Raw genomic sequence first — 12,416 nt, 5'->3', positions numbered from 1 at the left:
TGTATCAATCGTTGAAAATGCTAAAGCACATAAAATAATCTTTTTTTATTCATCTGATATTACCTACTATCCTATTTTTTAATTTCTTATTTAACCCATTTACCTGAACCATCTACACGATAACCATCTGGTGTACGTTCATTAACAGCCATTTTACCATTTGATTTAAGATAGTATGAACCTTGCCATGCATTACGGGCATATGAACCATCTGATTTCAAATAGTACCAGGCTTGATAAGATGTATCATAAACCCATTCACTCTGTGCCATTTTACCATTTGATTTAAGATAATAAGCCCCTTGCCATGCATTACGAGCGTATGAACCATCTGATTTCAAATAGTACCAGGCTTGATAAGATGAATCATAAACCCATTCACTCTGTGCCATTTTACCATTTGATTTAAGATAGTATGAACCTTGCCATGCATTACGAGCATACGAACCATCTGATTTCAAATAGTACCAGGCTTGATAGGATGCATCATAAACCCATTCACTCTGTGCCATTTTACCATTTGATTTAAGATAGTATGAACCTTGCCATGCATTACGAGCATACGAACCATCTGATTTCAAATAATACCAGGCTTGATAGGATGTATCATAAATCCATTCATTCTGAGCCATTTTACCATCTGATTTTAGATAATAACTTCCCTTCCAAGTATTGGTTACAGGATTTCCCTTGTCATCATGATAGTACCAAACTCCATCCTTTTGAACCCATCCACTTGTGATTGCTGAGCTATAGTTTGTTTTTACCTCAGTCGATTTCCTAGGTTTGAAAGCACCCTTAGGGGCATTTTTCAATTCGCAAGCCACACCATCATGATCTCGGTCTAACTTGGCAGAATAACCAGGTTCTCCCTCGTGAATATCCGAGTATCCATTCGCCCAAGCTTCCTTACAGCTAGAAAAATGAATGTTTTCCTCTGCTAACACAGGTTGTGAAAACAAGGCTAAAACTGGCAAGGTAGCCAGACTCATTTTTAAAAATAGACGTTTGTTCATCTTTTTCTCCCATAATTATGATATCGATTTCAATATTATTTTATCAAACTTATTTCAGCAATTCAAGGAAACTTCTGGTCTTTTCTACAAACTCCTTTGGTTTAGCCTTATTCAAGACATGAGGTCCATCTGGTATAATCTGAAATTGAGATTCTGATATTAGTTTATGAAGACTTCTCATAGAACTAAGATTCGGTTTATCTTTGCTACCACAAATTAGTAAGGTTGGATAGGGGCAAGTCCTTGATATATCAGTTAAATCAAGTGTCTTCAACTCCTCAGAAACTCCGACCATAAGAGCCTTGTCTGCTCCCTGTTTTTCAAATACTCTTTTGGGAAGTAATTTAAATATCAGCAACTGAAGATAAAATAGGATATTACCGGACAATTTAAGCGGGCATCCTGATAGAATCAAAGCTCGGAGATTTGGTAAATCGTAACTGGAAAGTTCTAGTGCCAGGGCAGCACCTAAGGACAATCCAATCAAAATAAAAGGTTCTGTCTCTTGAGCTAGATGCTGATAAACTCGCTCCTTGGCTTGTTGATAGTTGATAACTCCAAAAGGAAATAACTCGATAGCCTCAGAAGGATAATCTGTCAGTAGATTTCGAACTTCTTTCCAACTCTCTGCTGACTGCCCTAAACCGTGTAAAAATACCAGTTTCATCTAGTTCTCCTCTAGGCTTAATTCATACAAGCCTCTCACTGCATTACAGATGTAAATAGCTTCTGCTTGGGCTAAATCTGCCAAGGTCAAGACTTTCTCTTCTACCTGTCCTCTTTCCAGCAAATGCTGACGATAAATTCCTGGCAAGATTCCCAGTCGGATAGGCGGTGTATAGAGTTTTCCAGTGATTTTCAGAACCAAATTTCCGATAGAGGTTTCAAGTAGCTCTCCAGACTTATTATGGTAAACCTTCTCTTGTTCCCCTAGGTTCAAATGCGGTCGGTGAGTCGTTTTGAAGTAGGTAAAGGCTTGTTTCAAATTGGCTTCCTGCAGACAAAGTTTGGCCTGACAAAAAATTGGACTAAGAGGTGTTAATACTTGACGATTGACTTCTATCTCTCCAGATTTACTAAGGCTAATTCTCAAGCGGTAATCTTGATTAGCATCACAAGCCTGACACTCTTCCTCTATCTTTTGTTTCAGTTCTTCTGGATCAAAAGGATAAGCAAAATAACGACTAGCTTTTCTCAGTCTTTCCAGATGTTGTTCTTCAAACAGCAAATTCTTATGGCTGATTTTCCCTGTAGTAATCAGTTTGAAACGAGCTTGTTTACGATAGAGAACAGCTGCCTTTTGATGAACCTCGCGGTATTCAGACTCCCAGGTGCTATCCCATGTAATACCTCCGCCAACTCCATAGATGGCTCTCCCTTGATGCAGTTGAATAGTCCGGATAGCAACATTGAAAATCCGTCGTCCATTTGGAAGCAAGAGACCAATCGTTCCACAGTAGACTCCACGCGGTCGTGGCTCCAAGTCCTTAATGATTTCCATAGTTGCAATTTTGGGTGCGCCCGTTATAGATCCGCAAGGAAAGAGTGAGCGGAAAATTTCAACAAGGTCAATTTCCTCTCGCAACCGACTCTTGATGGTCGAAGTCATCTGCCAAACAGTTGAATACTGTTCCACTTGACACAAACGCTCCACATGCTCACTTCCCACTTCAGAAATACGGTTCATATCATTTCTCAAGAGGTCCACAATCATCATATTTTCAGAGCGATTTTTAGGATCCTGCTCCAACCAACTGGCCTGCCCCAAGTCTTCTTGGTCGGTCACGCCACGCTGAGTTGTTCCCTTCATTGGTCGCGTTGTCAACTCGCGGCCATTCTGCTCAAAAAAGAGCTCTGGACTCATGGAAATCACTGCCGTCTCGTCATGTTCAACATAGGCATTGTAGCCCGCCTCCTGCTCTACCACCATACGATTGTAGATAGCAAAAGAATTAGCACTTAAATCTTGCTTGAGTTGGACGGTATAGTTGACCTGATACGTATCTCCCTGCCGCAAATGATGATGTATCTGTGCAATGGCCTTTTCATAGTCCTCTGCAGACGTTACTTCCTGCCAATTTGAAGGCAAATCAACCTCATCATAAGCCAGAGGAATAGGGGAAGTTTCTACGCTATCATGAACGGTAAAATATAGCAGATACTCTGCCAGTAAAGGATCTTTATGAACTGCTAATTTCTCCTCAAAAGCAGGTGCAGCCTCGTAGCTGACATAGCCCACCACATAATATCCTTGCTCTTGGTAGCTTTCCGCTTGTGCCAGCAAATCTGCCACTTCTGCTACATCTCTCGTTTTTAACTCTTTAATCGGCTGGGTAAAGATGTATCTCTCTCCCAAAGCCCTAAAATCAATCACTGTTTTTCTATGCATATTTCAAGTATAGCATAAAATAAGAAAACCCTCATCCGCAAAGCAGATGAGAGATTTCGATTATTTAAAGATTGAAGTTTTAAAGCTGTTTGTTTGTTGAAGAAGTTTTTTGAATAATTTCTCTTTAAGTGATACAGTATTATCAAATTTAACTGATCCATTTTTAAGAGTTGCTTTATCTTTATCAACGGCAGCAGCAAATGCATTCTTCAAGTCTTCGTAACTACTGTATGTAGTACCGTCAATTGTAACAGGGTTAAATCCTGCTTTTGCTTTATCAACAACTTCTTTGAAGTATTCTTTCTTCCAATCTTCTAGACTACTAAATTTACCATCAGAAACTTTCTTAATGATAAAGTCATCACCTAGAGTAGCATGACCTGCTTGTTTAGACTCATTTTTCAGCATGTTAGAAGCATAATTTAGGAATCCTTTTTCATATCCAAAGTAACCCCACATACGGAAGGTGTTATGTTTGAATGACATTGCTCCTGGTGCTCCTTCACTTGTGTTACCACCATAGATACCAGCAGTGATAGGCACAGTTACATAGGCAGAGCCAAATCCAGTTGGATCATACTGACCATTACCAGGACCGTGTTTGGTCATAAAGTTTTTCTCTACTAAGTCGTTAACAGATGTTAAATTATATTCTTTTTCTTCTGCATTTAAATCTCTAACGTTGTCGTATTGGTTCTTCGTATTAGCTCCACGAAGTTTCTTATCTACTTTCTTGAACCAAGCGTTGTTTAGTTCTTTACTGCCTTTATCAATTACAGCTTCTCCTTCAAGATAATCAAGAAGCATAAGGGTATCATTGAAACCTTTCATGTAATGATCGATTTCAGCGCGAGAAGTAAGGTCATTTGGATTAGTGTTGTACCATTGGTTTCCATCGTTTGGACGTTCGTAGGCCATGTTCAATCCTAGTGCTTTAAAATCGCTGTTTGGACTTGTTTCAGCAGGTGATTGTAACATACCTTGTGCAAATGCTTCTAGGTCAGTACCTTCACGGTGTCTTGAACCACCTAAGTAAACCATACGGTCATTTACGTGAGTTGTTTCGTGAGTGAAGGCTGAGATACCAAAGTCACTAATCATATCAGTAACCATGAAGAAGACTGAATCATCCTTATAAGGGTTACCGTAAATACGAGCTACAGCTCCCATACGCCAGTCAGTAGCATGATAACGACCTGTTGGTCCGTATAATTCACGGATAGGTGCTACATCCTTACCACTGCTTGTATGTCCGTATTTATCTGTGCTGATGCCTTTATAGTTTTGGTTATCTAACACAGGAGTTGGTACCATGTTGTCGCTCTTAAGCAGTTGATTACGAACTTTATCTAATGATAAGCGAGACCAGAAGTCTAGGTAATTTTGTTGACCTTTAGCGACTTTATTGATTTCAGCTTTGAATGCTTCGCGTTCTTCTGCAGTATTCTTACCGTATTTTTCAAAGGAACTGTAAGCCATAGTATTATATGTTGAGATTAAGAACATATGTGCATCTTTTAAATTCAGAAGAGGTAGAATCATCTTACCGTGCATGTCGTTGTTTAATCCCTCGTAGGCTCTGTGTTTCTTATCAGCAAATTCAGGAGTTGTTGTTTTCGGTTCAACGATATATACATTATCTTTAGTAGCTTTTATGAACCAATCGTTTAAGTCTGTGTCACTTGTGAATAGACGCATATTATAGTCTAAGAAACTGTTTAACTCGCCTATACCGATAGTTCCACCGATAGTTTCGCGATAAGCTTCTAAAGTTCTATCACCTTTAATGTTACTTTCTTTAGAACCAACCTTAATCAAGAAGTCTAACACACCAACATTCTTACCATAGAAGTCCGGTTTGAATAGCATTAATTCTTTAATATTAAAGTCATCGAATTTAACTCCGTAGTATCGGTTGAGATAAGACAAACCAAGAAGAACTGCGGCCTTATTGTCATCGATTTTCTTAATCAAAGCACGTTTTGCAGCTTCATCTGTGTTAAGCTGGTGATCTTCATTTTCAACTAACTTCGTAACGAATTGAGTAAGATTATCTTTAACGTACTTGAAGCTTTCTTCTAGGTACAAGTCCTTAATTGCATTGACTTTGTTGCCACCAGTTCTACCCAAGTGTTGGTAAATCGGATCAGATTGCAATTCAACTGGACTTAACTTGCTTTCGATAGCACTGATTAAATCTGCACGATCTTTAACAACCATATTTGGTGTATAAACGACTTCACCAAGCTCAGCGACACTGTATTCTTTCACTTGTTGAACTTTAGATTCTTTCGGTGAAATTGTAAAGATGTCTTTTGTCTTATCTGCGTAGTGGACAAAAATGTGGTCAGCATCTGTAAGGTCTGTGACAAAGGCATTGCCTTTCATAGCAGTAACAGACAAGACTTCTTTCGTTAATAAGTTTGACCCAGCTGGAATCTTGTTCCCTTGGTTAACAATCCACTCTTTGTTATAGAATGGTTGAAGTTTTTCGATGTTTCGGTAAGCAAGCTCACGAGATGCATCGTAGTCATCGATATTTTTGTATTGATCAGCTTTACTTACAATATTGTTCAGTTTGTCTTCAACAGGAAGTGTGCTTTCAAATTTATCAGCAGTGATTCCCATTTTAGCGATTAATTCATCAGCTTTTTCTTTAGTTATGCTAGGAATTTTTTTAGAATTATTATAAGTTGTTTTACCTTCACTTACCCCCTCAACACTGAAGTTGCGCTTCGTTCTAGAGTATGTAAAGTAATCATCAGCATCAATATCAGAGTGACCAAAGACCATTTCACCAGTCTTAACTTTCATCATAGTGATGTTGTCTTCTATAGCACCTAGTGCCCAGTTAGTCCCTAGCAATCCACCAGACATAACTGCTTCTTTGAGTTCAATAGAGCCTTTTGCTACAGAGTTTCGAAGAGTACCTTCTTTACCTAAAGTATTATTATTACCACCGTTTTGAGATGAATATACAATTCCGGCTGCCTTAGCTTTGTTACCTGTGATTTCAGCATCAACATAAGCTTTTTCTACAACACCCTTCCAGTTTTCACCTACGATACCTGTTAAGTAACCACCTCGATTTCCAGCAGCGTGTACTTTACCGATAAATGCAACATTACGAACTGTACCACTGCCATCAATTTTATTGATAACCCCAGATACATCATTATTACCAACAACGTTACCTGTTACTTTAATGTTTTCTACAGTGGCATTATTTTTGATAACATTTGCTATCGGTGCAATTCTATCAGTCCCTGGCATGTCAATATTTACATTTTCAAGAAGTAAATCTTTTACCGTACCACCGACAATATCACCGAATAAAGGTCTGTTCATATTGCTAATGGTAAATTTATTACCATCAGTACTTGTTAATGTACCTTTGAAAGCATTGGTAACATAGGATTTCCCTGCTGGTTTAACGTTCGTAGCATTAATATTGCTACCAAGTTTAAATGTACCAGTAGGATCTTTTTGCATTGCTTTTACAAGGTCATCAAAGCTATAATATACATCACCTTCATGTGCTTTTTGTTTTTCAAAATAATGAACATACTCTTCGCTAAGTGTGTTATCCGCATTACGTTGAATCAAATCTGGTGCTTTGGCAGTGACTTTATATAAAGTTTTTCCATCTTTTTCTACTTCTTCAATCTTGTCAACAGCAAGTCTTGTTATTTTGTTATCATGAGTGGTCACTCGTAAATAAAGCGGAGCAACATCAGCTGGTTTTTCTGTCAGCAAACTAGTATCTGTTTCATTACCGTCAGCATCCACACTCATCAAGCTTGTTTCTTTGATGTTTTTGATTTCAACTTTTTTGAGGTCAATTCTTAGCGGTTCTTCTTTCAGAACTTCTTCCTCATCACCCTCACCACGGTCATAAACCATCTTAGTTTCAAGTTTATAATCCTTGTAGTACTGCAAATCCGTCAAGGTAGTTGTCAGGTCGTCTGGTGAAACATTCAAGGTTTTCACAATCTCGTCACCTTTTTTCAGAGTTAGGGTGATAGATTTAATGGCTGCCTTACTTGGATTTTCCAAATTATAACGAATTTGAGATGATCGTTTCAAATCATTAACATCAACAAGTGACAAACTTAAGATTGGTTTTTCAAAGTTTTTAGTTCCTAATTTGACGATACGATCTTGGTCTAACTCCAGAACCTGTTCCACAATTTTAGGTGCTTCTTCAGTTTTTAAACCTTTGATAGTTTTGTAAGTCTTGGTAACTTTTTTCTGCCCATCTTTTCCTTCTTGGACAGTAACTCTTTCACCCTTTTTCAGTTGGTCATCTTCTTTAATAACTTCCTTAAATGGAATCTTTTCAAGACTTTCTTCTACCAGAGTTCCTTCAATTGGTTTTGTTCCACGACTTACCTGTTGGTTTACAGGTTCCTTGGTAACTTCTGTGCTAGTTGAAAGAACTTGGTCCGTTTTAACACCTTCTACTGTTTTATAAGTTGTTTTAGTAACTTGGCTACCTTTTTCACCATTTCGTAGGACAGTTTCTTCGTCCGTATACTTAGTTGGGTCCTCAATCGTCTCAGTTTTGTAGTCTAAGTCTGTAGTCGATGTTTCAACAAGGGTTCCCTCAGTTACTTTGTACTCAGGTAACTGATCTTGTACAAGGGCTTGACCAGTTTTACCATCCTCTTGTGTACCTTTTGCTTCAACTGGAGCCTCTGGAAGTTCTGGTTGTGTTAGAGCTTGACCTTCTTTTCCTCCCTCTTGGGTACCTTTTGCTTCAACTGGAGCCTCTGGTAAGGTTGGTTGCGTTAGAGCTTGGCCCTCTTTACCTGGTTCTTGAGTCCCTTTTGCTTCTACTGGAGCCTCTGGCAATTCAGGTTGTGTTAAGGCTTGGCCAGTTTTACCTTCCTCTTGCGTCCCTTTAGCTACTTGATGAGTTGGTTCAGCTTGTGGAGTTGGAGTTGGAGCAGGTTGCACCTCTTTCTTCGTTCCGACTGCAATCACTTGTGACACAGGATTTTGAACCACTTGGTCTTCGATAACTTCTCTAACTTCTTGACCATTAACCATTGATACTTTGGTTACAAGGCGGCGCTGACCATTTACTCCGGCTGTGACGATACGAGTCTGTCCTTCTGCTAGATTCGCATCTGGGCTTGTGACTGTTTCAAACGGAATCTCTACCAAGCTCTCTTCCTGTCTAGTTTGAGGCTTCTCAGAAACTGGTTTTTCTTGAACTACTTCTGTCTTCTCGATTTCATTTGCACTTTGCTTTTCTACTGACAACTGAGGCTTCTCAGCTGAGGCTGGTCTTGATGGATGGAGTTCTGCTTCCTTGAAGTATCCAATGTATTCATAGCCATCAATGTGGATAATCCCTTCAGCCAAACCTTCATGTGTAGAGGCCGAAATAGTTTGATTATAAGAAAGCAATTCTTTATTTTCAAACGCAAATGTTCCATAAGGTACAAAAGTGCTAGCTCCTAGAGAACCAATCAAGAGAACACCTAGAACTTCTCTACGACCTTTTTTGGACACCAAAAAGACTGCTAGAGAAGCCGTTGCCAAGCCAAGACCTGCCAAAGCTAGTTCCTTACTTCCTGTATAAGGAAGTTGTTGACTGGTAGTTGCCTTCTTGCGATAAACTACATAAAGAATATCCTCATCTTGAAATTCTGTAGGAACTTCATGGTGAATCAGGGCTTTTTCAGACTCGGTCAATTCCTGCTCCGCCAAATAACGGTAATGAACGCTATGAGCACCGCCGACTTCATTGGCTTGAACCTTATCTACTGAAAGGGTACTAGCACCAAAAAGGAAGGCCCCAATGGCTACAGGACCTACCCCAACAGTTAGCTTACGAATGGAATATTTAGTGATTTTTTCTAGTTGTTGTTTTGTTTTTCTCATTCTCATGACTTTCTGATAGAATCTTGTGGATAATGCGCACGCGCACCTCCAATTAATTTTGGACGGCTAGCAAGAGCCGTTACATGGGCATGCCCAATTTCTCTCAAAAGAGGGCGAATCGGAACCTGAACATGCTTGACATGCATACCAATTGCAGTGTCTCCGATATCCAATCCAGCATGAGCCTTGATAAATTCAACCTCAACTGGATCTTGCATAAACTTGAAGGCTGCCAACTGACCTGAACCTCCTGCATGGAGAGTAGGAAGGACACTGACGATTTCCAGACCAAACTGCTCTGCCAACTGACGTTCAACGACGAGGGCCCGATTGACATGTTCACAACCTTGAACAGCTAGATGAATTCCTTTTTCCTCTAGGATATCCAAGATGGTCTTCACAATAATTTCCCCAATTTCTTGGCTGGATTCCTTGCCAATCTGACCACCTATCACTTCACTAGAAGAAAGGCCCAAAACAAAGATAGATCCTTGCTTCAAATTGGCCTTTTCTAATACATCTTTTACAATCTGGCTTGTTTCTCTTTGAATGTCTTTTTCCTTCATACTTGATACCTCTTTTGTCATTATCTATCATATCGTTTTTTCTACGTTTTAGCAAGATAGACAACCTAGAAAGCTTGCCCAATTACGCATAAAACTCCCAGAATTTACTGGGAGTTAACTAGTTTCTATTCTATTTATGTATATTTCAACCTTCGTTCCTTTTAAAGGGGCAGAAACGATCTTCATCTGGTAATCTTCTCCAAAATGAAGTTTAAGCCGCTGGTCAACATTTTGAAGGCCAACTCCCCCACGTTTGAGTTGACTTTGACTACTATCGCTAGCATCTTGGAAACCAACCCCATCATCCTCAATGCGGATGACTAGTCCTGAATCCTGTTTCTGAACAGAAACTTTAATATGGCCCTGACCTTCTTTTTCTTTAATGCCATGGTAAAGGGCATTTTCTACCAAGGGTTGTAGGACCAGCTTGGGCAAAACTAGCTGATCAAAGTCAGGATTTTCAGCAATCTCATATTCCAGCTTATCTCCATAGCGTTGTTTCTGGATAAAGAGATACTGGCGGACATGATTGATTTCGTCAGACAGGCAAATCAAATCTTTACCCTGATTGAGCGCCAAGCGGAAATAGGTTGCCAAAGACTTGGTCACCTGAACCACTCGCTGACTGTCCTGAAATTCAGCCATCCAGATGATAGTGTCTAAGGTATTATAGAGGAAATGCGGATTAATCTGGCTTGATAGGGCTTGAAGTTGATACTGACGGGTCGTTTCCTCCTGGCTACGAATATCCATCATCAACTGATCAATCTGATCCAACATGGCATTGAACTGGCGAGTCACCTCTCTCAGTTCATAGGCACCAGTTTCCTTGGCACGAAGATTTTGAGAACCAGAAGCAATCTCCAGCATGGTTTCTCTCAAATCCTTCAAAGGGGCAATCCAGCGTTTAAGAGTAAGCCACACCAAACAGAGACAGGCAAGAAGTGATGTGACACTAGCTCCAAGCAAGGTCCACATTAGTTGACTCCGAACCTGGTCTAACTTCTCTAACGAAGACACACCAAGCACCGTCCAATCAGTTCCTGCAATCTTTTCCTGACTGACGTAGGATTTGTGATCTGGAGTATAGCCCTGCCCTGTCTCAATATAGGGTTTCATGGCTTCCATCTCGCTAGCTGAGCTATAGACTGTGTGTTGAGGATGGTAAACAAATTCATGGTTTTCATTGATGATAAAGGCAAAGCCCTGCTGCCCCAACTGGAGTTGATTTAGATAGGCTTCCAGAGTTTCATAAGAAATATCCAAACGAAGCACGCCCAGATTAGCTCCCTTTGCATCAAGAAGTTCTTGAGTGACAGAAATGACCCACTGACTATCTGATTTACGAGCTGGGGTCAAAACTGGCATGGCTCCCTGATGAATAGCCTTTTGGTACCAATCCTCAGCCATCATATCAGAGGAGGTTTTCATCTGCACACTATCATCCGTAGAAATGACCTGACCGGATTTAGTCACCAGCACAACAGTTTTCAAGTCCTTGTCTGCCTTCAAGATAGTCAAAAATAGATCTCGAATTCCCTTGACCTTGTCTTGACTGGGATTCTCAGCATAGGCTAGGACATCCGTCTGCTGGGTCAAACTGGTAGAGGTGGTTTCTAATTTTTTGATATAAGACTGAATAAAGTGGCTAGTCTGACTGATAGTCGTTTGGCTATTGCCCTCAATAGTAGCCTCAATGGCTGATGAACTAGATTGATAGTAGAAAGTCCCGACCAGAGCTAGGAGAATGAGAAAGACCAGAAAGATGGAAATAACCATTCTGACTAGGAGAGAAGAACGCTTCATCGGCCTTCTCCCTTCTTAAACTGACGAGGTGTCACACCTGCAATCTGTTTAAAACGTTGGGTAAAGTAGTTCATATCTTCAAAACCAACTTTCTCTGCGATCTCATAAATCTTCAGATCTGTAGTTAAAAGCAAGAGCTTGGCTTGTTTGACACGTTCTCTCACCAGGTAATCCTGAAAAGGTAGTCCCAACTCTTTCTTAATCAAAGAACTCAGATAAGTCGGACTAAAGCCCAAGTCACTGGCCAAAGACTTTAAACTAAACTGGCTATCAGCCAGATGGGACTGGATTTTCTGGGCCATATTTCCCTCAAACTTATCGGTCAATAAATCTTGTAATTGCTCTTCCTTTTCTTCCTTATCCAACTTTTGCTTGATTTTCCCCAACATTTCCTCAATATCCTGACGAGAAAAGGGCTTGAGCAGGTAATCGTCCACACCTAGTTTGACAGCAGACAAAGCATAATCAAAATCATCGTAACCTGTTAAAAAGACCAAATGCACCTGAGGATAGGTTTCTCGGACCAGACTGGCTAACTGGATGCCATTTAGCTGAGGCATGTTGATATCGGTTAGAATGATATCTGGCACCTGTTTTTGGATTAAGTCCCAAGCCTGCCTTCCATTTTCAGCCTGACCGATGATTTCCATATCGTAGGCTGCTACATTGACCAGCTTGGTCAAGCCTTGTCTTACCAGATATTCATCTTCTACGATTAAGATTGTATAGGTCATGCTTCTCTCCTTT

General features: G+C 40.1%; 7 protein-coding genes. All 7 read right to left on the bottom strand.

Features of this window, described 5'->3' with window-relative positions; all coding sequences use genetic code 11:
- Positions 1-86 precede the first annotated feature (86 nt).
- On the bottom strand, positions 87-1,016 hold the full coding sequence (locus KB197_RS03995) for an N-acetylmuramoyl-L-alanine amidase family protein (RefSeq protein WP_082888131.1): 930 nt from the start codon (positions 1,014-1,016) through the stop codon (positions 87-89).
- A gap of 49 nt (positions 1,017-1,065) precedes the next feature.
- Positions 1,066-1,683: an alpha/beta fold hydrolase gene (locus KB197_RS03990; protein ID WP_064276514.1), complete on the bottom strand. Its 618-nt coding sequence runs from the start codon at positions 1,681-1,683 to the stop codon at positions 1,066-1,068.
- Positions 1,684-3,405 carry an aminodeoxychorismate synthase component I gene (gene pabB, locus KB197_RS03985; protein ID WP_064276515.1) on the bottom strand — a complete coding sequence of 574 codons (1,722 nt, stop codon included), beginning with the start codon at positions 3,403-3,405 and terminating at the stop codon, positions 1,684-1,686.
- 60 nt (positions 3,406-3,465) lie between these two features.
- Positions 3,466-9,297 carry a ZmpA/ZmpB/ZmpC family metallo-endopeptidase gene (locus KB197_RS03980; RefSeq protein ID WP_212573983.1) on the bottom strand — a complete coding sequence of 1,944 codons (5,832 nt, stop codon included), beginning with the start codon at positions 9,295-9,297 and terminating at the stop codon, positions 3,466-3,468.
- A 2-nt stretch (positions 9,298-9,299) separates the two neighbouring features.
- Positions 9,300-9,863, bottom strand: coding sequence for a TIGR01440 family protein (locus tag KB197_RS03975; RefSeq protein WP_033686587.1), 564 nt, complete (start codon positions 9,861-9,863; stop codon positions 9,300-9,302).
- A 114-nt stretch (positions 9,864-9,977) separates the two neighbouring features.
- Positions 9,978-11,669 carry a sensor histidine kinase gene (locus tag KB197_RS03970; protein ID WP_212573982.1) on the bottom strand — a complete coding sequence of 564 codons (1,692 nt, stop codon included), beginning with the start codon at positions 11,667-11,669 and terminating at the stop codon, positions 9,978-9,980.
- Entirely contained in the window at positions 11,666-12,403 is a 738-nt protein-coding gene (locus KB197_RS03965) for a response regulator transcription factor (protein ID WP_049539829.1), read from the bottom strand. Before KB197_RS03965 ends, KB197_RS03970 begins: the two co-directional genes overlap by 4 nt.
- Between the last annotated feature and the right edge of the window lie 13 nt (positions 12,404-12,416).

The organism is Streptococcus sp. 11-4097 (assembly GCF_018215285.2).
In the GTDB taxonomy this organism is placed as follows: domain Bacteria; phylum Bacillota; class Bacilli; order Lactobacillales; family Streptococcaceae; genus Streptococcus.
The sequence above is the reverse complement of the archived record's forward strand: the minus strand, read 5'-3'. Positions and strand labels throughout refer to the sequence as shown.

Bases quoted from the DNA above. Each gene is read 5' to 3' on its own strand.
- KB197_RS03990 (WP_064276514.1), bottom strand. From the start codon at position 1,683: ATGAAACTGGTATTTTTACACGGTTTAGGGCAGTCAGCAGAGAGTTGG.
- KB197_RS03965 (WP_049539829.1), bottom strand. From the start codon at position 12,403: ATGACCTATACAATCTTAATCGTAGAAGATGAATATCTGGTAAGACAA.
- KB197_RS03980 (WP_212573983.1), bottom strand. From the start codon at position 9,297: ATGAGAAAAACAAAACAACAACTAGAAAAAATCACTAAATATTCCATT.
- KB197_RS03975 (WP_033686587.1), bottom strand. From the start codon at position 9,863: ATGAAGGAAAAAGACATTCAAAGAGAAACAAGCCAGATTGTAAAAGAT.
- KB197_RS03970 (WP_212573982.1), bottom strand. From the start codon at position 11,669: ATGAAGCGTTCTTCTCTCCTAGTCAGAATGGTTATTTCCATCTTTCTG.
- pabB (WP_064276515.1), bottom strand. From the start codon at position 3,405: ATGCATAGAAAAACAGTGATTGATTTTAGGGCTTTGGGAGAGAGATAC.
- KB197_RS03995 (WP_082888131.1), bottom strand. From the start codon at position 1,016: ATGAACAAACGTCTATTTTTAAAAATGAGTCTGGCTACCTTGCCAGTT.